Raw genomic sequence first — 23,620 nt, 5'->3', positions numbered from 1 at the left:
ATCATCTTCTAGCAAGCTAGAAATGTTACCGTTCGACTTGCATGTGTTAGGCCTGCCGCCAGCGTTCAATCTGAGCCATGATCAAACTCTTCAATTAAATATATCGAAATATGAATCGTCGTTATGTGACACTCTTAACGAGTGCCCACACAGATTGTCTTGTCTAAATTGTTAAAGAACATCGTGCAGAATCATGACGCTTTTTGTCGTGACTTCTGCGCAAGGAGGACCAACATTACTCTCAGTTGATTCGTTTACCTTGCTATTGGACAACCTTGGTCGTCGCAATTCACTAGAAGCCATTGCTTCTCAGTGACTCACCCTGCTCGAGTGAGGTGCGCATTATACGCTGCAAGTTTTCGTTGTCAACACTTTTTGAAAATTTATTTTCTGAAGCGTTTCTTCTAAACTCCCGTCTTTACTGGCCTATATAGGTAGTAGAGACTTACTTCAAGAGGGTTGCTGCTTTGCTTTTCCCCCGAAGCGGATGCGCATTTTAGGGAAATGAGCGCTCACGTCAACACTTATTTTAAATAAATACAAAAAAAGCGACCATTCGGTCGCTTTTCACTCTATTCGTTTATTATGCAGGCAGAATTATGGAAAAGAGCTCTGTTTAATAATACTAAAAGAGATTTTCCTTCTTTTCATAAAGACTAGAACTGCCTACTTACTGCTTAGAAACGTCTTCACTTTCGCTTTGGTTCTTTTTATCAGCATTGAAGTCCGCGTCTTCTTCGTGATCGCCTACCACGTCATCTAAAGTCACTTTCTCTACCGTGCGGAAAGTATTGATAGGCCCTGCCAGTGCATACAAAGCAAATACTAAAAATAGTACAAGCGCTGGCTCTGTTGCAACAACAACGAATATTAAAAGCACTAATAGAAGGCCAACGAATGGAACCTTGCCATGCCAGTTAACTTCTTTGAAAGAATTATACTTAAAGTTACTCACCATAAGTAAGCCAGCTAAACCAGTTACTGCGGCCACAATTAATCCGTAGTCAGTCCCTACTGCATCATACTCGACACCAACCCAAACAAGACCGGATACAACTGCCGCTGCCGCTGGACTAGCAAGACCTTGGAAGAAACGCTTATCAGCGATGCCAACCTGTGTATTGAAGCGAGCTAGACGCAATGCTGCACCGGCTACATATACAAATGCAGCTAACCAACCTAACTTGCCTAGTTCTGTTAATCCCCAATTATAAGCAACAAGCGCAGGTGCCATACCAAAAGAGACCATATCGGCCATAGAGTCATACTCTGCGCCGAAATCACTTTGCGTATTTGTCATTCGAGCTACGCGTCCGTCCAGTCCATCAAAAATCATCGCGACAAATATAGCAACCGCTGCAGCTTCAAAGCGGCCGTTCATTGATGATACAACAGCAAAGAAACCAGAAAACAAACCTGCTGTTGTTAATAAGTTGGGAAGTAAGTATATCCCTTTACGTTTTTGTTCAGACATATGTCCTCGTACTTCTACATGTAATTGAGTTAATTATTTCATAGATATGCAAGAAGGCATAGCAAAGTAAAGATACAGCCAGCTTCCATACATAAATTTCTGCGATGACATATTCAAAAAGCTTTGCAATACATTTAGATGAGTCCACTTTATCAAATAAGGACAACGCACAAAGGCTAATAATTTAGAACCTGCTACCTTACTTACCTCGCCAAGCAGTAATAACTAGGTATACGGTCACATACCTTAAACAGGTCACCGTTTATATATCATACAACTCCATGTTGAAACTAAGTACTTTTCGAAAAAGTGTGTGTATATAAATAGTACAACGCTTGGAAGGATTGTACTTGAAGCGCTATGCGCTTTTTAAATAGGAAAGTAATGATGCGATTACTAGACAAAACCCTTTCTTCCAAGACCTTGCTATTGCTTTCGATAGCGTTAGTATCGACGCTGAGCGCCAATTCTGCATTTGCTACCTATTATAAAAAGCACGATTACTCTTACTGCGGCTCATCGGGTAGCAGCAACACCCAGAGTAAACAGTGTAACTCGCCGCTTGGTGAGTATACCTATGATCTAGTCGACGATGGTGTTTACAATAGTGTTAACCCTGATAACTCTCCTGTGGAGATTGATGGCGTAAACATTTCTTTGTCCGCATTTTCAGATACTAATAATGTGACTGGCGAAACAGTGGTTGCCGCTAGCCTACAAAAAATCTCAAATACTTGGGCTTATGGAGTTACCAATAATGACGAAGCTTACTATAACGGTAGTTCTGACCATGCTATCGACAACCTAAACTATTATTATGAAGGTAGTAAAGCTGCTTATAAAAGCGGAGTGACAAATGTTGAGCGTGATTACGACTTTGTACTGCTTTCATTTGACTCTGCAGTGACGCTAACTGGCGCGAGCTTTTCATGGTTATATAGCAGTAATGATAGTCAAGTTTCAGTAGCTGCCTTAAATGACACCTCTGCTTTGACCTCTGGTGTAAATACATGGAGTGATATTGTTGCAGACGCGCTTACTTCTGCATCTTACGATATCGAGAACTGCGACTACCTAGAACACCGTGCAGATTTCGCATTCACTGAATCTGCGCAATATTGGCTCGTAGGGGCATACAACACAGTATTTGGCAATATTGGTGGGTACATTGGCAACGATGCTTTCAAACTTGCTAATGTTGGTTTCTCAATTACAGAAACGACAGGAACACCGGACACTACAGGAGTGTCTGAGCCTGGTACTATCGGCTTGTTAATGGCTTGCTCTCTATTCGTCATGTGGCGCCGTAATAAAGCCATTTAAGAAAATTAGACTTTAGATCACTGACAGGTGGTACAACCTGTCAGTTTTTTTTACTGCATGTTATTTTGTAGTAAAAATAATACCATTAAAACAAACACTTAAACCTTGGCCTCTTTTATGCATAAAAAACTTAGTAGTAAGTTTTTTGAAGTATAAATGTATGAAGTTATCAAAATTTTTATTGGTATTTACAGTAGCCTATAGTTTTACAGTTCAAGCAAAAGATTCTGCTATAAGCGAATACAATTACGACCTTGTCGATAAGAACGGTTCTTATAATCTTTCTCAAACCCTCGACGCAGCGCAAAGCTCAACATCCATTTTTATAGATGACGTTGAAGTTAAAGTAGGTTTAACGGCTTGGTCAGACACAGGCGGCAATCGCGATAATTATATTGAGCAAATCCACAAAATTACTAATTGGCAAGGCGGATTGACCTTAACCAACAATGATGATGGTGACTTGCATTACATTGATAACTTTTCCGGTGGCGGCGATTTCGATATGATTTTGCTTAGCTTTGACACCGACGTAGTTTTAAATGCAGCCAATTTCAATCGAGTGTATGGTTATAATGATGAAAGAAAGGTTACTGTAGCTGGCCTTAGCGACATAACAAGTTTTCAATCAAGTAACAGCACATGGAGAAATGTAGCCGGATTCACCGTGTCTGGCGCAGTCGCTCACAGTGGTATTTCTAGTCGTTCAGGTAGTTACGAATCAAAGTTTACAGGGCTTAATTCAGCCAAATACTGGCTTATTGGTGCGTATAATACTTATTTTGATAGCTCTGCTGAAAAGTTCGACGGGTTTGGCTTTAAATTACAAGCACTGAACTTAGAACTCGGTACCACGACAACGCTCCCTCCTACACAAGTAAGCGAACCAGGCGCCCTTGCATTAATGAGCTTAGGTTTAGGTCTTGTTCTTTATAGACGTAAGCGCCGAGTTTAATTGTTTAAAAACGCTTAGAAAACACGTATCTTTAAAAGGTGGCTTAGGCCACCTTTTTTTATGCTATTTTTAAGCCAGTGGCTAGGCTAAATTTCGAAGGTTTATATGGATTTTTTTAATAATAAAAAGCGTATTGTAAAACGCGCTGTTGTCTCTGCAGTTGCCTCTTCACTAATCACTTTAAACAGTTTTGCTACTACATCGGAAGATTACGAAAAAGCGCTCACAGCGTTTAACCAAAACGAGTACGATGAAGCCTATATCCACCTTAAAAACAGCTTACAGAAAGATCCTGAAAACCTAGCTGCTAAAATATTAATGGGCGAGATATTGCTTATAAACGGCTACTTAACTGCAGCCGAAATGGAATTTGTGGAAGCGCTAGAAATGGGTGCCGATATTAACCTTCTGGCAGAGCCGCTGGGCAACACTTGGCTTTTCTTAAACAGATATAAGGAGATTGTAGACTTTTCAGATTTGAACAAGCTGTCGGGTGACTCAGAACGCGAATGGTTAATGATTCGTGCAACCGCGTGTATTAGATTAGAAGATGAGCAGTGCTCCTTACGCGACTACAACAGCATCGTTTCCCGTTCGCCAGACTTCGTACCTGCCATTAATGGTCTAGCGTCTATTGCCCTTCAAAACGAAGATTTATCTAAAGCAAGCTCTCTTATCAATAAAGCTATGTCATTGGAACCAGAGAACGCAATAACGTGGCGTTTGAAAGGACAACTGGCTTATCGACAGGGAAATACCGATGCGGCAACTGCACATTTACAAAAAGCCCTAACCTTTAACCGAGACGACCCTATTGCCCTGCGTAATCTAGTTGACTTGTATTTAGAAGCGAAAGACTACGATAAAGCAAAGCTATTCGTTGATGAGATCATTGAAGACACGCCTAACGATCCTTTGGCCATTTTACTTAATAGCTGGTTGCAAAGCAGAGACAACCAACAAGCTATTGATAACGAAAAGCTAAAAGAGCTTAATGATTTTATGGCACAGCTTGACCCTGAGCTCATAACTTCGCAGCCTATGTTGCTATATATAAGCGGTTTAACAAACTTCTTTAACAACAACATGGAAACGGCCGCAAAAGATTTTAATAGCTATTTGCAACAAGAGCCTGATGATTTACAGGCAGTATTGATGCTAAGCCAGGTCTATATGGCGACACAGCAAGATAAACAAGCGCTTGCCCTACTTGAACGCCATCAAGATGCGTTAATGGAAGACCCTGACTCGGCACTTCTTCTAGGTGACTTATTTATTCGCCAAAACAAAGCCTTTAAAGCTGAACGACTGCTGCAGAACCTTGAATATAAATACCCAAATGAAAATAAGCTTCAGCTTTTTAAAATCAAATTGATGGCAGCGAGGGGAAAACAGGACGACGCACTTTCGATCCTAGAAAACAATTTACCTAACTACAAAGATAACGCAGGTTTTCTATTCACTTATTCATTAATGAATTTACAGGCGCAGCAATTCGATAATGCGCTGAAGGGTGCAAATTTACTGAGTAAGCTTTTTCCTGATGAAGCTGAAGTATATAACCTTAAAGCCGGCATCTTGATTAGACAAGGTCAGTTAGAAGAAGCTAAAACCAATATTGAAAAGGCGCTGGCACAGAACCCTACCCTCTTTCCAGCAAAATTCAATTTAGCAGCTACAGAGAGTCGTTTAGGGAATGTAGATAAATCTAACCAACTTGTAGAAGAGCTACTTGCTTTGTCCCCTCAGCATAACGAAACTTTAATGCTAAAGGCGTTTAATTTAACCAAAGCGGGCGCCGTAGAAGACGCGAAGCAAATTTACCTCGATATATTAACGCTCGATCCTTCGAATATCGGTGCTAGAGAGCGCATTTCATCTTTATACCAGCAACAAGGCGACATCAAGAACGCACTGTATCATTTAGATTTGCTTATAAAAGATGATTTCGACAATGCTGACTACCTCCTTCGCAAAGCTGCGCTTCAGTTAGGGAATAATCAGCGTGCAGATGCGGAAAAAACGCTAAGCATTGTAAGAAACTTTATTAACGACGACGCGGGTAAATTAATTGCCTATGCCGACCAAGCCCGAAACATTGGTGATAGCGAGGGCGCGTTAAACGCCATGGCTCGCGCACACGACATAGCCAACACGAGTACTTTTGTAACTTTGCGCTATACCAGCTTATTGTTAGATTTACAGAAAAACGATAACGCACAGTCGCTATTAGCGACCATTCCAGCAAACCAGCAAGAAAATCCGGTCTATCACTTTCTGAAGGGAAGATTAGCTGCGAATAAGGGTAATGATGAAAGCGCAATTGACGCTTTTGAAAAAGCACTAGACGTAGATGCTGCTTTTGCACAGGCATTTATTGCAATCTACAACTACGCATTAAACGAACAATTTGTTGATGTTTTTTTGAAAACCGCGCGAAAACTTGTTCGTGAAAATGAAAATAACCTGCTGGCGAAAAATCTGCTGGCTCAGTACCTTTTCTTTATACAAGAGTTCGAGGAATCAACAGCACTCTATAAAGAACTTATTGAAGAGCCCAACCTACTTAATCCAGCTGAAGCCTTTAATCGCTTAGCTATCATGCATATTGAAAAATCGCTAATTACCGCGAAAAACTATGCGCGACAAGCTTATGGGCTACAGCCTAACTCTTCTAAAATACTAGACACATTTGGACACATTAAAGCGCTACAGGGAGATTATGAGGGTAGTCTTAAAATGCTTAGAGACGCTTTCGCAAGGGACGCTAATGACCCCAACATTCGCTATCATTTGGGGTACACGCTAGCAAAATTGAATAGAATTGAGGAAGCGAAGAAAGAGCTAGAGTATGCAGTAAATGTAGAACGACCTTTCTTTAAACGCCCTGAGGCCCGAGCACTATTAGAGCAGTTGTGATCGTGACTTTTACGTAGTCTCATTAATTAGCCTTAGACCTAAGTTCAAGCTCTAGGCCTAAGGTATAAAAGGCCTTTTATTATTTGTCAGTTTTCTTTACGTTCAAAAAAGCAAAACGCCACAAAACCTCTAATATCAACAGCTTATAGACTGGCCTAATTCCTGCTTAATATAGACAAATAAAAAGGGAGACCCACTTAGATGTTGTCGTTTAAGCAGTTATTATGTATTGGTATGTGCATCTCGTCGGCAAATGCGCTGGCAACCGTTAGAGTATTGGATTTTGACTTAGATGCTAATTATAACAAGATAAATAACGGTCAGGTTATAGATGATGAATACGCCGATTGGGGCGTTTTAATATCTAGCTGTAATACTGATGGAGCAGCTGCACAAGGCACAGACCGTGTAAACGGGGTGTGTAACGATTCAGCTAACGCTGACTTCAGTGGCAGGCAAGCAGCTTTTAATACGCAGGCAAATAACACTCGCGACCCAGACTTGGAGTTCGATAAAGTTAATGGAAAATGGCAAGGCGCAATTTCTGGAGATAAATACGACAGGCTTACAGACTATAAAAGTTATTATACTGATATAAGAGATGCAGTTGGTACTGGTGGCGGTTTGTGGACTCGACCTGGTAACGCGCTTATTCTTAACGAACAAAGTTGTAGCACAACGTTCTGCTCTAACCCAGACGATGAAGGTACCCGCCCAGGTGGTTTTTTCGTATTTGACTTCACAAACGGTCCTGTAGATGTCCTGAATTTAGACTTCTTCGACGTTGAAGGGGTCGAGCGCACCGATACGACGTCACCACAAAATCTTATCTACTTTTTCTATGCGGATGGCACTTCGGGTAGTACCCAGGTATTGGCACCTGGCAATAACCAATATGCGCGAAAAGACTTTGTTGCCACCGAGTTAGAATCACTTTACACGAACGTGACTAAACTAGTTGTTAACCTACCTGGCTCTGGTGCAATAAACAATCTAATTGTAAAAACGACTGAAGTTTCTGAGCCTGCTGGAATCGCTTTGTTTCTGGGCGCAGGCGCATTTATGATTCGACGTCGTTCTAAAAAATAACATGTTTTTTGTATAGTACAACGGCGCTGAAAAGCGTCGTTTTTGTTTGTACTATAAAATTTTCACCGTAAACTAAACTACTTGTTTTCTATTATTGGTTGCTACATGCTTTATAGTCGTTTCGCTACAGTTGCTCTTATCCTGTCTTGTTTTTCGTTTAACACACTGGCTGTTGAAAAAGAAGAGAGATATTACGAATCGGCTTTAGAGTCTATGTCACTAGACGATATTGATAGCGCTTATATACATTTAAAAAATGCCCTAGCTGAAAACGGAAACCATGTGCCCTCTAAAATTTTAATGGGTAAACTTCTTTACGCTAAAGGTTTCTTCAATCCTGCCCTTGAAGAATTATATGAAGCAGAACAATTAGGTGCTGATAGCAATCTTACCGCTGTAAGTATTGCGAGATCTCTACTCGTTCTTAAAAGCTACGATAGAATTTTGGATATTGACACTTCTCTATTTAAGAAAGACGTGGCGTTCGAAATATATTTAATTCAAAGCAGTGCGCAAGAACAATCAGCTTCTCCTAAAAAGGCCATCGAGTTTCTCAACAAAGCTAATAAAATTCAGCCAAATAGTCTTCGAATGTTACAAAGTTATGCTTCGCATTATCTCCATATTGGTGAATATGATAAGGCTAAAAATTACATGCAAATGGCTTTGGAGATGTATGGTGAAACCGCACAAACACTTCATCTGCAAGGGCAATTAGCGTATCGCCATAAAAAGATTCCTTTGGCAATTTCTCTATTTGAAAAAGCACATGAACTATCTGAGTCAAACCCTATTATTATGCGTTCTCTTTCCAGTACTTATATGGAGAATAGAGATTATGCAAAAGCCCTGGATATAGCCCAGAAAGTTGTTAATAAAACTCCTGGGGATCCATACGCAAAATTACTCTTAGGGCAACTTCGCGCGCGCAACAATCAATCAGAACTTGCCAAGCAGGTTTTTGACGAATTACTTGCTTCTCTTACATTATTGCCCGAAGAAATCATGCAAAGTAGCGATGAGCTGCAATTCGTGAATGCTTTTGCCTCTTATCTGAACCAAGACTACGAGGTCGCTGCTAAAGCGCTATCGAGTTATCTATCCTTCAATTCAAATAGCATGAAAGCACTAGCACTTTTGGCAGATACTTACATTAAATTAGAGACGCCGAAAGAAGCGCTGACATTATTAGACAGACGTCAAAACATGGTTGTTAGTAACATCCCGTTAAGTGTGACGCTTTGCAATCTGTACATAGAAAATAATCGAAGTTTCAAATGCGATAAGGTTTTGCAACAAGCTGAGGCTATCCATGGAAAACAAGCAACGTTTGATTTTGTGCGTATCCAGTCTCTTATGGAGCGACAGCGGTTTAACGATGCACTAATGATATTTGAACGTACATTCAGTGAAACTGAGGACGAAACACTTATATTGCTTGGTATACAGCTGAAGATGCAGACTGCTGCCTATACTGATGCGCTTAGTGACATAAATGATTTATACAAACACTCCCCTGACATAACCAAGGTGAAGTTAATTGAAGCACAAGCTCTTTTAAAGTCGGGGCGCGCTGTAGAAGCAAAGGCACTCACTGAGAGTGTCGTAAACAGCAATAGCTTTCATAGAGAAGGCCTTGCCTTGCATGCAGAAATATTACTTGAACTAGGGGAATATTCAGAAGCGCTAACAATAGCTAGGGATCTATACGAAGTCGACTCCTCTATTTCTTACTCAGTACTTTTAGCTGAAGCGCTGTTCAAAGCAGGAAACCCCAATGAAGCTGTAACTATTTTGGAAGATGCGAGAGCTGTCAATCAAGGCAATATTGCCATATCAGGGTTACTACTGGATATCTACCTTCAATCTGAAGAGCTACAAAAAGCATTAACGGAAGTAGATAATCTCCTTAAGACAAACCGTCTAGATCAAAAAGCATTAGTTGCAAAAGCGAATATCTTGAGCCAACTAGGAGAGTTCGAAAAAGCGCAATCTGCGTTAAATATTTTATATGGGATGTGGAACGACAATCCTCGCCATCTAGTACGATTAAGTCAAATGCAAATAGCTGCCGGTGACCTTAAAGGAGCGGAAAAATCCCTTAGTGAAGCCGAAAATTTAGCTCCAGAAAGTATTACTATCGCGTTAGAAAAAGCTAAGCTTCAATTGAAATCAGACCAACTAAATGGTTTAGAAAAAAATATAAAGGCGTTGCAATTAAGAGCCCCTAATAGCGCAGACGTACACATTTTAGCAGGGAACTATTATAAAGCGATTAATGAGAAAGAACTGGCTTTTGATGCCTATACTCAAGCTTTTAAACTGAACCCTCAGTCTTCTATAAACGCCGCTTACCTCTACAAAAGCGCGTTATCGAAGAGTATGCGCTCCAAATTTGAAAATCTTGTTTCTACCTATTTAAAGAACAACGATAATGCATACTTTCACAAAAGACTTTTAGCAGATTTTTATGTTGTGGAAAAAGCCTATGACAAAGCCAGACCGCTATATAAAGAGTTAGTTAATGTAGAAAATCTCTTCGACAAAGCAACAGTTTTTAATAACCTCGCAAGTATTGAGGCATCTAAAGACTTAGAAAAAGCGGTATCTTATGCCAAAGAGGCACGCAGAATTTCACCTAATTCTCCGCAAATATTAGACACCTACGGTTGGCTTCTTGCTCAACAAGGGAATTATGAGGAAGCTTTGCCTTTTTTACGAAAAGCATATTCCTTTAACGCCGTAGACCCCAACATAATGTATCATTTAGGCGCGGTACTGGCGAAGCAAGGAAAGAACACACAGGCTAAGATTGAGCTAAGCAATGCACTCGCTTCAGACACTCCATTTGATAGTCGCATAGAGGCTAAGCGATTATTAGAGTCACTTTAAAGACAGCACGAACAATTGCGTTTGTGCTTCTCCATCTTACCAATGCCTGGGTTAAAGGTATTGGTAGGGTCTAGCTCTCTGTAAAACTGCTGTAAAGTACTCTCTGCTTTATACAAATGCCCAACATTATGCTCGGCAGGATATTTGGCGCCTCGGCTATCTAATAGTGCCAACATGTCTGCTTTGACTTTGTGAGCGTCGCTGCCCTTTTTTAGTATGTAATCTTGATGGAAAACATGGCAAAAGAAATGCCCGTAATAAAGCGGCTTTTCAACATGTTTGGCTATGTGCTCAGGCAATTCTTCTACCCAAAACTTGTCATTGCGGCGCAGGGCAATATCTAACGCCAAAATATCCCCTACTTGTTTGTGATGCATCATTTGATAACGCACCGCGGCACCTGCCGCTGCGAAGCGAAGTAAAAAGGCTTTAGCCGCCTCCTCTTCATTACAGGTAATGTAGTCACCATCTAGCTTCTCTTCAGTAAAAAGTTTGGCTAAAAGTGCCTTTGCCTCTTCAATACCGCCGTCGCTCATTTTAAGGATAAGGTGGTGTTCGTACTTGTCACGAAAGGCTCTTAAACTTGCGGGGATCTGGTCAGAGAAAAACTGACTCCCAAACTGCATAACTCTGTCACTTAGGTAACGAGGCATAAAAGGCAGTTTGTTAAGCACAGCATCCACCCGCCCTTTAAGTGCAAACATTTTAGGTAGTGAATCTGTACCCAAACGTTCAATACTCAATATCGTGTCTTTGCCATACACATCTGCAATATCAAACATTTCTCTATGCAGGTATTCACCTACTTCAGGAATATTTTCAAACGTCGACAAAATGTCTCTGCGTATACGGGTAAGTACACCAGCATCGTTTGTACCGATATAAAACGTTTGTTCTTTTTTTGGTACTTCGAATGTATCTAAGCGAACGGCAAAAACGGCAATTTTACCCGCGCAACCGCTGGCTTCATATAGTCTTGATGGGTCAGCATTGAAGCGACTAGGCGAACTAGCATTTACATCTCGAACGAGTTCTTCATAGTCACTAGCTGACGCTTTTTCACTCGTTTCTGGGAGTGACTTTGGAAAGTTGCCTGATGCGAGATTACCGATAATTTCTTCAGGTGTTTCACCCAAGTCTATCCCTAAGTGATTCACCAGCTTTAAGTCACCGTTAGCATCTACTTGAGCGAATAGCGACAACTCCGTATAAGCGGGGCCTCGTTTAACCAATGCGCCGCCAGAATTATTTGCTACACCACCAACGATAGACGCCCCCAAACAGGACGAGCCAATCACCGAATGTGGCGCGCGGCTAAGGGGCTTTAACATTTTTTCAACCTTAAACAAGGTTGCCCCAGGAAAACTCAATACCTGCCTACCATCATTTATTAGAACGATATCATCCATTGCTAGGGTGTTAATAACTACCACAGGTCTATCGTAATCGTCTCCGCTTGGTGTAGAACCTTCCGTTAACCCGGTTTTGGCTGCCTGCATAATGATGATGCAGTTATATTCAACGCAAACCTTAAGCACTTCCCAATATTGCATTAGCGTGTTTGGAAACAGTACGGCCAATGCCTCACCTTCGCCCGAGCGCCACCCTTTTCTGTAATGCTCAGTCTCACGTTTTCCAACGGCAAGGTTGCTTTCCCCTAGTACGCGTTTAAATGCGTTAATAATTGGGGCTGTTTCCATGTATGACTCCTAACACTCATGCTGAAATTGCTCTAGCAAGTAAACTAAAGGAAAATACAGTGCCATGGCAATAATAAAGCAATAAAAAAAGGCACTGTCTCCAGTGCCTCCAAATTAAAGGTTTGGTTTGCTGATTAACTGCTTACTACAAATAGACCGCTTTCGTCAGCATCAATACGAATGGTTGATTCCGGTATTAATTCACCTGCCAGCAGTTGCTGTGCGAGTGGATTTTCCACCTGCACTTGTATCGCTCGCTTAAGTGGCCGTGCACCAAACACAGGGTCGAAACCTGCGTCTGCTAACTTATCCATTGCCGCAGCAGAAAGAGTAAGTTTGTAACCTTTTTCCGCTAGTCGTGCTCTTAAGGAAGCAAGCTGAATTTTAGCAATAGACTTAATTTGCTCTTTACCTAACGGATGGAATACCACTATATCATCGACGCGGTTAATAAATTCAGGTCTAAAATGCTGCCCTACAACGTTCATTACCGACGCTTTCATATCGTCATACTGACTTTCGTTGTGTTTATCTTGAATGATGTCTGAGCCTAAATTAGACGTCATGATCACCACGGTATTTTTAAAGTCTACCGTGCGACCTTGGCCATCAGTTAAACGGCCGTCATCCAACACTTGAAGCAGAATGTTAAATACGTCTGGATGTGCCTTTTCAACCTCATCCAATAAAATAACCGAGTAAGGTTTGCGACGTACCGCTTCGGTTAGGTAGCCACCTTCCTCATAGCCAACATAGCCAGGAGGCGCCCCGACTAAGCGTGCTACCGAGTGTTTTTCCATAAACTCAGACATATCGATACGCACCATGGCGTCTTCAGTGTCGAACATGAAGCCAGCCAAAGCTTTACACAACTCCGTCTTACCCACACCAGTTGGTCCTAAAAATAAGAAAGAGCCAATAGGACGGTTTGGATCGGCAAGCCCCGCCCGTGAACGGCGAATAGCATTTGAGACTGCTTCAACGGCTTCTTCTTGTCCAACAACCCGCTTGTGAAGCACATCTTCCATGCGCAACAGCTTCTCGCGCTCGCCTTCAAGCATTCTCGCTACCGGAATACCTGTCCATCGAGAGAGAACATCAGCAATTTCAATGTCTGTTACTTTGTTTTTAAGCAACGTGGTCTCTCGGGTCTCATTTTCAGCCGCTTGCTCTAACTTTGCTTCAAGCTCAGGGATACGGCCGTACTGAAGTTCCGACATACGATTCAAATCAGATGCTCGACGGGCAATTTCTAAATCTAGCTTTGCTTGTTCAAGCTCCCCTTTGATAGTTTGGGTGCCCTGCATGGCATCTTTTTCATCCACCCACACTTTTTCAAGCTCTGCATACTTGGTTTCTGCCTGCTCGCGCTCAAGTTCAATCATTTCAAGGCGCTTATGGCTCGCATCATCTGTTTCTTTAGCAAGCGCTTGCTCTTCCAACTTAAGCTGAATAATCCTGCGCTCCAAACGGTCCATATCCTCTGGCTTAGAGTCTATTTGCAAACGGATGCTAGAGGCCGCTTCATCAATAAGGTCGATGGCTTTATCAGGCAATTGACGGTCACTAATATAACGATGCGACAAACTTGCCGCTGCGACAATAGCAGGGTCAGTAATATCTACCGAGTGATGGAGTTCATAACGCTCTTTTAAGCCTCGAAGAATAGCAATGGTGTCTTCTACGCTAGGCTCTTCAACCAATACTTTTTGGAAACGACGCTCAAGCGCAGCGTCTTTTTCAATGTACTGACGATATTCGTCTAAAGTGGTTGCTCCCACACAGTGAAGCTCACCGCGTGCCAGTGCTGGTTTGAGCATATTCCCGGCGTCCATGGCGCCATCGCCCTTCCCTGCCCCCACCATAGTGTGCAGTTCGTCAACGAATAAAATTACGCGGCCTTCTTCTTTAGCTAGTTCGTTAAGAACGGCCTTTAAACGTTCTTCAAACTCACCACGGTATTTAGCTCCCGCCACTAACGCGCCCATATCTAAGGCAAGAACGCGCTTGTTCTTCAAACCTTCAGGCACTTCGCCGTTAATGATGCGCTGCGCTAGCCCTTCAACAATGGCCGTTTTACCCACACCTGGCTCACCAATAAGCACGGGGTTGTTTTTGGTTCTGCGCTGTAGCACCTGAACGGTACGTCGAATTTCGTCATCACGCCCAATTACCGGGTCGAGCTTGCCTTGCTCCGCTCGCTCAGTTAAGTCTGTGGTGTACTTTTCAAGGGCCTGGCGCACGTCTTCAGCGTTAGGGTCTGTCACCTTCTGTCCGCCACGCATATCATCGATAGCGCCTTCAATGGCGTCTTTGGTGATATTCAAACTTTTAAGAATTTCACCTAATCGCCCTTTATCTTCAAGGGCAGCTAACACGAAGATTTCCGACGTTATATATTCGTCTTTTCGCTGCTGAGCTATTTTGTCGCAAAGGTTCAGCAGAATACCACTATCCTTACTCAACTGAACATCGCCACCAATACCTTCTATTCGAGGTAGGCGTTCAATAGCCTGACTCAATGCAGAGCGAAGCGCATTGACATTGATGTTTGCTTGGTCAAGTAAAGGTCGAACTGACCCACCTTGCTGGTTTAGCATGGCGGTCATTAGATGGACAGGTTCAATATATTGATGGTCTCGCCCCAATGCGAGTGATTGAGCATCGGATATCGCGAGCTGAAATTTACTGGTAAATCTATCTAGTCTCATAATCTCAACCTAATGAATAAACAACTATACCTGCGATAACACGCCGCGATTACGAACATTTTAACTCTCGCCGAGTGGGTAATGATCTGTGCGGAATGGTATTCTTTATGTTCTAGTTATGTAGGCTGCTCAATTGCGATTCAAGTACGAGATTGAAAAGTTAGCCAAAAAGATAACAAATACTGTAGGAATTTTGATGTAGCGCAAATAAATGATGGGATTAAGAACTACTGCCCTTAGGGTTGGGTATCTAAAGCATACCTATTACGCTAACCATTCGCCCAGTTGTGCGTTTGTTTTGGTGAGTAGCTCTTCGATGCGAATAGAAGCGTCGCTCGTCAGTGTAAGTACACAGATTACTTTGCGTAATGTCTTCAACGTCAACTTGCTGCAATTGCATCTGTGCTACTAGAGGTAAATCTAATAAGTACTTCCCTTTATTAGTACTATTGGCAATAGCGCCATCTATGTGGCTAAATTTACTTGCCAACTGTGCATCTACTTCATAGCAAGCGCCGCTAATTGCAGGTCCTATCCACGCTATGAGCTTATTAGCATTACAGCTAAAGTGTCCAACGGCATTGGCGATAATGTTTGTTTCAAGACCTTTCCAGCCGGCATGCACTGCAGCTACTTGTTCACCACTTTCATCACACAACAAGATGGGCACACAGTCTGCGGTCATCACCGCACAAAAGTGTGACTTGGAAGAAGAGTAGGCTGCATCCGCAGTGGTATCCACGCTTGGCAGTGACACCACGCGATTACCGTGTACTTGCTCTAGCCACGTTATCTTTTCGCTGTGTGGGATCAGGCTTCTATTGGCTTTAACTAATAAAAGGTCATCCCCCACGTGTGCACCAACATTTAGACCTGCAAAATCCCCCATACTACCGCCCCCCAATCTTGTCGTTGTATATGCGACAATGTTAGAGGGGCATGACCATGCCGGACTGATTAAATCCAACGATGACGTAATAGGTGAATTTGCAGCTGAAAATGTCATAGTGTCATCTGCTTAAAGCATATCTTGCGGGTTGTCTGCAGAGTCTTTCTTCACCGCCTTAAGCAAGTCTTGCATATCTTGAGGCAGAGGTGCCTTCCAGGTCATCCACTCTTCGGTCTCAGGATGGAATAGCGATAGCTGAGCGGCATGTAACGCTTGGCGCTGGAATCCGCGAAGTGCAGCAATAAATTCCTCAGACGCACCTTTAGGTAAACGCGGACGCCCGCCGTACACCTGATCGCCTAACAGCGGATGCTTTATATGCGCCATATGCACGCGGATTTGGTGCGTACGACCGGTTTCAAGCTTCAAACGCAAGTGAGTATAAGCGCGGAACTTTTCAATAACGCGATAATGCGTTACTGCTGGTTTACCCATTTCGCGAACCGCCATGTGCGTGCGCTTTGTGGCATGCCTGCCGATAGGTTCATCTACAATACCACCCGCAACCATAGTACCTAAAGCGATGGCTTCATATTCACGGCTCATCTCACGGCGCTGTAGCTGATCCACAAGGTGCGTTTGCGCAGGTATTGTTTTTGCTACTACCATCAGACCCGTAGTGTCTTTGTCAAGACGGTGGACAATGCCTGCTCGGGGAACTTTGTCAATTTCAGGATAGTGATTTAGCAATGCATTAAGCACTGTACCGCTTGGATTTCCCGCACCTGGATGCACGACCAAATCAGCAGGTTTATTTATAACTAAAATATGCTCATCTTCGTAAACAATATCTAGCGCAATGTCTTGCGCAACACTTGTTACCTGCACGTCCATTTCGGCTAGTACAGTTATGAGTTCATCCATTTGCATTTTGTGTCGTGGAACGGTGATTACTTCACCATTTACCGCAACATTCCCGTCTTGAATCCAAGTTTTTAACTTAGAACGAGAATATTCAGGGAACAAATCAGCCAAAACCTGATCTAAGCGTAAACCAAAATGCGCAGCTTCCGTTGAAGCTTCTAATTGTATTGTGTTCGGCGACTGTGTCATAACACCATTGATTACGTCTAAAAAAAGGTATTATAACAAGTATTCACGCTGTACACTTCCTTGTTTACGTTTTTGTATGGTTTTTCTCGTCGTTAGTACGTTAGAATGCAATTAAAGTGTTGTTGTTTAACACATGAGCTTAGACAGCGAAGTATTAAACTGTTTAGCAGGAAAATAGAATTATTATGAAATCATTTCGTCTACTGGCTCCCGTTTTATTGGGCGCTATGGTATCTGTCGCAGGATGTAGTTCTTCAGATAAAGAAGAGAAAGCCGTTTTAGCTAACATGGGTGCACAGCAACTGTATGACAGAGCAAAGCAAAGCATGGAAGTCGGTAACTTTAGCGCTGCTGCTCAAACGTTAAGTGCGCTAGATTCCCGCTACCCGTTCGGACCACTGTCTCACCAAGTCCAGCTAGATCTTATTTACAGCTACTACAAGTCGGGTAAGAATGAAGAAACACTTGCCACCATCGACAGATTTATCCGTCTTAACCCTAATCATTCGGATGTTGACTACGCATATTACATGCGTGGTTTAACTAACATGGAATCAGACAGTAACCTATTCCAAGAGTTAATGAACATCGATCGTACGGATAGAGACCCATCAAAATCTCGCGCAGCGTTTGAAGACTTTCGTCGTTTGATTCAGCAGTATCCTGATAGCAAGTATGCGGCTGATGCGAAGCAGCGTATGGTTCATATTAAAGACCGCTTGGCGCGTTATGAAATTGCAATTGCACGTTTCTACATGAGAAGGGAGGCGTATGTTGCTGCTGCCAACCGTGGTCGCTATGTTATTGAGCACTTCCCGAACACTACGCAGGTCCAACAAGCCCTGGAAATTATGGTTTCAAGCTACGAACAGCTTGGTCTAACTGAGCTTCGTGATAACGCCATGAAGACACTTAGACTTAACTATCCGGATAGCGAGTTTATTAGCTAGTCGAAGCAAGTTCGAAGCGCGAACGACTATAGAACATTAATAGTTAAAACGAAAAAACGCACTTAAGTGCGTTTTTTGTTATTTAGCGATTGTAAGCAAAGAAGCAGACAAGCAACCGTTTTAAACCTTAGCGGAAGAAGAGATGGCTAAATGGATTTAATAGTCTCGCTAAACCGGAAGTAAAGTGTAATGGCTGATCTACAATGCTAAATACTAAGCAACCTTCTTTTCCTTCAGCTTTGGGCGTATGGGTCTTTTCACCATCCATGAAAATAAAGTCGCCGGTATCATAGCGGCTAAGTCCATCGCTAAATTCACCATCAATAACTAGCGTGTATTCGGTTCCTCGGTGAGTATGCTCTGGCACACTACCGCCACCGCCCATAAATATAAAATTGGCTACACCCTGATTACCTAAATCAACTGGGGCCTGCCATAGCTTACCGACTAAACTAGACCAGTTCCCGGTCTTGTCGATATACCGGTGAAGGGTTCTAGGCAAAGTAAACGTCCTGCCATCCAATTCAATAGTATTTAATTTTTCTGATTTAGATGGTGCAAGAGGCTTTTTAAAAGATTCTCGATACTCAGAAACACCAGCAGTTTCGACACTGCCGTCAGCGGTTTGTGGGAGTTGTGTAATTTGTGAAAACATATCGCCAAACTGAAGGGAAGCATCAGAAGTCGCGAAAGCATTTTCGCTTACAGATGACACCATTTGTGCAGCTAAGCTTTCTGTCTCAATCTCAACAAATCGTTGGCATTTCGGACACATATCACAATGTGCTGAAACCATTAAAGATATAGCAGGTGACAGCGTGCCCTCAACGAAATCTTTAAGTTGTTGGGCACTGGGATGAAACCTAATCATTATCGTTTAACATGACCTTTAATCGTTGAAGCGCCAAACGCGTGCGTGACTTTACCGTTCCTAACGGAATGGAAAGTTCATCGGCAACTTCCTGTTGAGACTTGCCATCAATGTAGATAGCTTCAACTACCGCTTTTTGTTTTACCGGCAGTGATTCAAACAAGTGACCAATTTGCTCTAAAGTAACTTGCTCGTCAAGTGGCGCCTCATTAGCATCTGCAGTTTGCTCACAAAGCACTGGCCACAGGTCATCAGAGCATACGTCTTCTTTTCGGTTCTGCAACTTACGCAACATATCAAAGCGTATGTTACGCGCAATTGTGAATATCCATGTCGATGGAGACCCTTTCTCAGCGTTGAAAAGGTGCGCTTTTTGCCAAACATTTGACATAGTATCTTGCACAAGCTCCATAGCTAACGCTTCATTACCCATTTGTTTTAAAGCATATGAACGTAAGCGAGGTGCGAAGTAATTAAATACTCTAGCAAAGGAGCGTTTGCATCTGGCGTCAGCAACCGCCACTAGGTAATCAGACATTTCAGTAGCACATTCTTTAGGTTTGATTGTGCTGTTGCTTTGTTCCAAAGGAATTCCAACTAACATAAGATTCGTCCGCTTTTCCGTTTTGGTTGTATCATTCTACGACGTTCTGACTTAAAACGTTTGCGAAAAACGCAAATATTGGATTACGAATTTGTAATGTCAACTTCAACTCTCAAAACTAGGCAATCAGTGCAGAAAGATAATTTACCAAACTAGTACATTCTCTTTGTGCTAAAAAATGCTGTTTTTGCGAGCCATCCACTGGCAGTAACTCCAACCATCTATTTAATACCCAGTTGGGACAATCAAATTTTGGTGAGTCGTATAACGACGCCAGTTCTTCGTAATTTCCAAATATTTCTTTAAGCCGCTCGTCCATAGGCGCTATTTGTTGAGGGGCCAAATCGCATTTCCAAGGCGCTAACACCTTACAACTTCCAGTGCGAAGACCGTCTTTTTCGACTTCAATACTACTTACCTCAACTAAGTGAGAACCAGCAACCTTTATGCCAAGCAACCCATCGTCGAGCATATCAAAGTCAACAACCTGTGCGTATGTCCCTATTTTATGGATATGTTCATTTGAATCTTTGTCACCGTTTGCATTTAGCATACACATCACAAAGCCTTTATTTTCGGCACATGCCTGCTTAACCATACGCACATACCTAGGCTCAAAAATACGCAACGCCATTCTGCCTTCAGGCAAAAGATGCGCAGATAAAGGAAATAAGGGAAAACGTTCTACACTCATACTCAACACTTCCGAAAACACGAAAATACTTACGCGACCGAGTACAAATAGGATCGAATGGGAAAATTTTTCACAGATAAACTGAAAAACATGATCTTAAGTTCAGCAATTAATGTAATTTAGATTTTGTATAAAAATACTAACAGATTTGATATCAGAGACTTGCAATCGATAATCAAAAAATGGTCGAGAGATTAAAAGAAAGTCACAACTTATCTGTCAATCGGTACCTAATATTTTAACGTGAAGGATGCTATATGGATGTAATCGCGCGCTTTTGTAAAATTTACACAGATATATGTCAGATATCTCCAGATGACTTGGAAGACATCTATGCCAGCGATATTACATTTATCGATCCCATCACTGTGCATAACGGAATAGACGAAGTTAAAAGCTACTTTTCTAACCTTCTTACCCAGGCCGAAACGTGCAAGTTCGATATAGCAAACATTTTCCAGTGCTCTGTACAAAATAACCAATGTCAATCCGAGGTGACTCACGTCATAAACTGGACAATGACCCTCGTCCTCAAAAACAAGACTAAAAAGATAACGTTAGACGGTACAACGCAACTTGGCGTTGCCGATGACATCATCATTTACCACAAAGATTATTACGACTTGGGCGAAATGGTTTACGAGCACGTACCTATCTTAGGTTTTATAATCAAAAAGATAAAAGGGAAGCTGGCAAAATGAAGAGTATCTTAATTACTGGCGCAACATCTGGAATAGGTAAGGCATTAGCAATCAAGTGTGCAGATAATGGGTATAATGTCATTGCCTGTGGACGAAACCAAGATGCCCTCGATGAGCTTAGCAAACATAGTAATATTAGCGCTTGTCAGTTTGATGTGTCAGATATGGAAGATACAAAGCGAGCATTAGCAAATGTTAAGTTCGATATTGCTGTACTTAATGCTGGTACTTGTGAGTATGTCGACCTTGAAGATTTCGAACCAGACATGTTCCGCCGCGTTTTCGAGCCTAATTTTTTCGGAGTAGTCCACTGTGTTGATGCGCTTCTCCCGAGATTAAAAGATGGCGACAAGCTAGTGATAGTCGACAGTATGGCCCGTCTATTACCTTTCACACGCACGCAAGCTTATGGTTCTAGTAAAGCTGCCCTTCATTATTTTACGAAGTCTTTAGAAGTCGATCTTCACCATAGAGGTGTGAAAGTACAGGCAGTATCGCCCGGTTTCGTTGAAACACCTTTAACCGACAAGAACGACTTTGAAATGCCGATGAAAATTAGCGCTGAAGAAGCCGCTGAGGCCATGCTAAAAGGAATAGAAAGTAATAAGCAAACCGTTTTCTTTCCTCGCTTCTTTGGGTTTATTCTGCGATTAATGCACATATTGCCGACGCCACTTCAAAAGCGCTTATCCGTGGCCATGCGAAAAAAACAATAAGAGAAGTAAGAATGAATAATAAGATTGCCATAATAGGCACAGGTATTTCAGGGTTGACCTGCGCACACCTTTTAAATAGACAGCATGACATCACAGTTTACGAAGCTAATGACTACATTGGCGGTCACACGGCAACAAAGAAAATCGATGATAACGGCCAGACACATCATATTGATACGGGTTTTATCGTCTTTAATGACTGGACTTACCCGAACTTCATAAAGCTTATTACTCAGCTAAACGTTGACTACCAACCAACAGAGATGAGCTTCTCTGTTATGAGTAAAAAAGCAAACCTAGAATACAACGGTAATAACTTAAACAGCTTATTTGCACAGCGACGTAACATTCTTCGACCTAAGTTTTGGCGCATTGTTAAAGACATACTGACGTTCAATAAAGCGTGTAAAGCCATGGTGGCTGATAAGCGCGATACGTCTTCGTTAACGCTGGAAGATATTATTAAAGAATTAGGGCTAAGCGACGATTTCGCGCGCTACTATATACTACCTATGTGCGCAGCAATTTGGTCTAGTAGCCTCGAACAGACGAGGAAGTTTCCGTTAACCTTCTTCCTGCAGTTTTTTAATAACCATGGCCTGCTCAATATTACTGACCGACCACAGTGGTACACGATTAAAGGTGGCTCTAGCCAATATATCCCCCCACTGATTGCGCCATTTGAGTCTAAAATTAAATTATCTACGGCTGTGGTTTCTGTGGCCAAAAACGATGATAAGTGGGAAGTTACCGATTCATCTGGTACAACTGCGACCTTCGATCATGTCGTGTTTGCGTGTCACAGTGACCAAGCGCTAAAAATGATTCATTCTCCTACTTCACTGCACAAAGATATTCTAGGCAATATTCCCTATGCGGAAAATGATGTAGTAATGCACAAAGACACTGACCAATTACCTAAAAGAAAGTTGGCGTGGGCTAGTTGGAATTACAGCTTAAAAGAAGACGCAAGCGAGGAAGCCCGCCCCGCTTCTGTCACCTACAATATGAACATTCTCCAGCGATTAGAAGCAGAGAATACTTATTGTGTAACGCTGAATAATACGCCTGAAATCGACGAAAAGAGTATTTTGCGAAGCTACCAATACGCGCACCCGCAGTATAGTGCCAACATGGTTGAAGCGCAGTCACGAAGAAATGAGATTTGCGGAGTAGATAACTTACATTTCTGTGGTGCCTACTGGTACAACGGTTTCCATGAAGACGGCGTTACCAGTGCACTAGACGTTTGTGCTCGTTTTGGTGAAGCCCTGTGATAGAAAGCGCGATATATAAGGGCAAGGTATACCATCAACGTTTCAAGCCTACCCAACACAAGTTTGACTACGACATTTATCTGTTTTGGTTAAAGCTTGAAAGCGACGAACTTAACGAGCTATCGGATACGCTGAAGTATTTTAGCGCGCATTCCAAAGCACGAGTTCGATTCAAGCGAGAAGACTATTTAGGCGACGCTTCTATTCCTTTGAAACAAGCCGTGTTGCAAAGAATGACCGAATTAAATGATGGTAAGGCGCTAAGCGGCGACGTTTTTATGCTTGGCCAATTACGCATGTGGGGGCTTTATTTTAGCCCGGTGAATTTTTATTACCTTCGCAACGCAGAGGGTAAATACACCCATATGCTTGCCGAGGTTAGCAATACTCCTTGGAATGAGCGCCATCACTATCTTGTAAACCTAGACAGCCAAGCCGATACGCCTAAGGCTTTTCACGTGTCGCCTTTTAACCCTATGGATATGACCTATAAATGGTCGATTTCCCAGCCTTCGTCTAGACTTTCTTTAGCGATGGATTGCGTAAGAGAAGACAAAGAATTTAGCGCTGGGATTAATTTGACCAAATTTACTTTAGATAATGCGAATCTATCTGCTGCACTTAAACGTATACCCAGTATGACAATAAAAACCGTGGCCGGAATTTATTGGCACGCGCTTAAGCTATTGCTAAAACGAACGCCACTATATACACACCCAGAAAAGAGTCAGGAACAATAACA

18 protein-coding genes and 1 rRNA gene are annotated in these 23,620 nt (G+C 42.3%); 10 read left to right on the top strand and 9 right to left on the bottom strand.

Annotated features, from left to right (window positions below; genetic code table 11):
- Nucleotides 1-97 (bottom strand): 16S ribosomal RNA (locus tag ACYTPF_RS07910); the annotation flags it as partial.
- A gap of 573 nt (nucleotides 98-670) precedes the next feature.
- Entirely contained in the window at nucleotides 671-1,474 is an 804-nt protein-coding gene (gene pssA, locus ACYTPF_RS07905) for a CDP-diacylglycerol--serine O-phosphatidyltransferase (RefSeq protein WP_136782349.1), read from the bottom strand.
- Nucleotides 1,475-1,861: 387 nt separating this feature from the next.
- Between pssA and xdp1 (ACYTPF_RS07900) the strand changes: the two genes are divergently transcribed.
- The 5 genes from xdp1 (ACYTPF_RS07900) (at nucleotide 1,862) to ACYTPF_RS07880 (ending at nucleotide 10,652) form a co-directional block, all read left to right on the top strand.
- Nucleotides 1,862-2,797, top strand: coding sequence for an exosortase-dependent surface protein XDP1 (xdp1, locus tag ACYTPF_RS07900; protein WP_461851814.1), 936 nt, complete (start codon nucleotides 1,862-1,864; stop codon nucleotides 2,795-2,797).
- A gap of 160 nt (nucleotides 2,798-2,957) precedes the next feature.
- Nucleotides 2,958-3,752, top strand: a complete 795-nt coding sequence (gene xdp1, locus ACYTPF_RS07895) for an exosortase-dependent surface protein XDP1 (protein ID WP_461851807.1) — start codon at nucleotides 2,958-2,960, stop codon at nucleotides 3,750-3,752.
- A 105-nt stretch (nucleotides 3,753-3,857) separates the two neighbouring features.
- Nucleotides 3,858-6,671 carry an XrtA/PEP-CTERM system TPR-repeat protein PrsT gene (prsT, locus tag ACYTPF_RS07890; RefSeq protein WP_461851806.1) on the top strand — a complete coding sequence of 938 codons (2,814 nt, stop codon included), beginning with the start codon at nucleotides 3,858-3,860 and terminating at the stop codon, nucleotides 6,669-6,671.
- A 201-nt stretch (nucleotides 6,672-6,872) separates the two neighbouring features.
- Nucleotides 6,873-7,760: a PEP-CTERM sorting domain-containing protein gene (locus ACYTPF_RS07885; protein ID WP_461851805.1), complete on the top strand. Its 888-nt coding sequence runs from the start codon at nucleotides 6,873-6,875 to the stop codon at nucleotides 7,758-7,760.
- A 105-nt stretch (nucleotides 7,761-7,865) separates the two neighbouring features.
- Nucleotides 7,866-10,652, top strand: coding sequence for a tetratricopeptide repeat protein (locus ACYTPF_RS07880; RefSeq protein ID WP_461851804.1), 2,787 nt, complete (start codon nucleotides 7,866-7,868; stop codon nucleotides 10,650-10,652).
- Here the strand turns inward: ACYTPF_RS07880 and dld are convergent.
- The 4 genes from dld to rluD form a co-directional block, all read right to left on the bottom strand.
- The gene (gene dld, locus ACYTPF_RS07875) at nucleotides 10,649-12,352 is read right to left on the bottom strand and encodes a D-lactate dehydrogenase (RefSeq protein WP_461851803.1); all 1,704 of its coding nucleotides are present in this window, start codon (nucleotides 12,350-12,352) and stop codon (nucleotides 10,649-10,651) included. The two genes, ACYTPF_RS07880 and dld, sit on opposite strands and share 4 nt — an antisense overlap.
- A gap of 134 nt (nucleotides 12,353-12,486) precedes the next feature.
- Nucleotides 12,487-15,063 (bottom strand): ATP-dependent chaperone ClpB, encoded by a 2,577-nt coding sequence (gene clpB / locus ACYTPF_RS07870; protein ID WP_269917330.1) that lies wholly within the window; start codon nucleotides 15,061-15,063, stop codon nucleotides 12,487-12,489.
- A 250-nt stretch (nucleotides 15,064-15,313) separates the two neighbouring features.
- Complete coding sequence (gene pgeF / locus ACYTPF_RS07865; protein ID WP_461851802.1) at nucleotides 15,314-16,069, bottom strand: peptidoglycan editing factor PgeF; 756 nt, start codon at nucleotides 16,067-16,069, stop codon at nucleotides 15,314-15,316.
- Nucleotides 16,070-16,081: 12 nt separating this feature from the next.
- The gene (gene rluD, locus ACYTPF_RS07860; RefSeq protein ID WP_461851801.1) at nucleotides 16,082-17,065 is read right to left on the bottom strand and encodes a 23S rRNA pseudouridine(1911/1915/1917) synthase RluD; all 984 of its coding nucleotides are present in this window, start codon (nucleotides 17,063-17,065) and stop codon (nucleotides 16,082-16,084) included.
- Nucleotides 17,066-17,250: 185 nt separating this feature from the next.
- On the opposite strand from rluD, the gene ACYTPF_RS07855 reads away from it, so the two are divergent.
- A complete protein-coding gene (locus tag ACYTPF_RS07855) occupies nucleotides 17,251-18,015 on the top strand; it encodes an outer membrane protein assembly factor BamD (RefSeq protein ID WP_461851800.1) in 765 nt (254 codons plus the stop codon).
- A 127-nt stretch (nucleotides 18,016-18,142) separates the two neighbouring features.
- On the opposite strand, the gene ACYTPF_RS07850 is transcribed toward ACYTPF_RS07855, so the two are convergent.
- The 3 genes from ACYTPF_RS07850 to ACYTPF_RS07840 all read right to left on the bottom strand — a co-directional run bounded on the left by ACYTPF_RS07850 (nucleotide 18,143) and on the right by ACYTPF_RS07840 (nucleotide 20,184).
- The gene (locus tag ACYTPF_RS07850) at nucleotides 18,143-18,886 is read right to left on the bottom strand and encodes a ChrR family anti-sigma-E factor (protein WP_461851799.1); all 744 of its coding nucleotides are present in this window, start codon (nucleotides 18,884-18,886) and stop codon (nucleotides 18,143-18,145) included.
- Nucleotides 18,879-19,490 carry a sigma-70 family RNA polymerase sigma factor gene (locus ACYTPF_RS07845; protein WP_179983974.1) on the bottom strand — a complete coding sequence of 204 codons (612 nt, stop codon included), beginning with the start codon at nucleotides 19,488-19,490 and terminating at the stop codon, nucleotides 18,879-18,881. Before ACYTPF_RS07845 ends, ACYTPF_RS07850 begins: the two co-directional genes overlap by 8 nt.
- 118 nt (nucleotides 19,491-19,608) lie before the next feature.
- Nucleotides 19,609-20,184, bottom strand: a complete 576-nt coding sequence (locus ACYTPF_RS07840; RefSeq protein ID WP_179983975.1) for an LON peptidase substrate-binding domain-containing protein — start codon at nucleotides 20,182-20,184, stop codon at nucleotides 19,609-19,611.
- 257 nt (nucleotides 20,185-20,441) lie between these two features.
- On the opposite strand from ACYTPF_RS07840, the gene ACYTPF_RS07835 reads away from it, so the two are divergent.
- From ACYTPF_RS07835 to ACYTPF_RS07820, 4 genes are read left to right on the top strand one after another with little or no spacing between them, the layout of a single operon-like run.
- Nucleotides 20,442-20,885 carry a nuclear transport factor 2 family protein gene (locus ACYTPF_RS07835; RefSeq protein ID WP_461851798.1) on the top strand — a complete coding sequence of 148 codons (444 nt, stop codon included), beginning with the start codon at nucleotides 20,442-20,444 and terminating at the stop codon, nucleotides 20,883-20,885.
- On the top strand, nucleotides 20,882-21,601 hold the full coding sequence (locus ACYTPF_RS07830) for an SDR family NAD(P)-dependent oxidoreductase (RefSeq protein WP_461851797.1): 720 nt from the start codon (nucleotides 20,882-20,884) through the stop codon (nucleotides 21,599-21,601). Before ACYTPF_RS07835 ends, ACYTPF_RS07830 begins: the two co-directional genes overlap by 4 nt.
- A gap of 11 nt (nucleotides 21,602-21,612) precedes the next feature.
- Nucleotides 21,613-22,878 carry an NAD(P)/FAD-dependent oxidoreductase gene (locus tag ACYTPF_RS07825; RefSeq protein ID WP_461851796.1) on the top strand — a complete coding sequence of 422 codons (1,266 nt, stop codon included), beginning with the start codon at nucleotides 21,613-21,615 and terminating at the stop codon, nucleotides 22,876-22,878.
- Nucleotides 22,875-23,618, top strand: a complete 744-nt coding sequence (locus ACYTPF_RS07820) for a DUF1365 domain-containing protein (protein WP_179983979.1) — start codon at nucleotides 22,875-22,877, stop codon at nucleotides 23,616-23,618. The genes ACYTPF_RS07825 and ACYTPF_RS07820 overlap by 4 nt, the downstream gene beginning before the upstream one ends.
- The last annotated feature ends 2 nt before the right edge of the window (nucleotides 23,619-23,620 follow it).

Source organism: Alteromonas sp. HB246098 (genome assembly GCF_054890645.1).
Note: the sequence above shows the minus strand (reverse complement) of the source record. Positions and strands in the feature narration are given on the sequence as shown.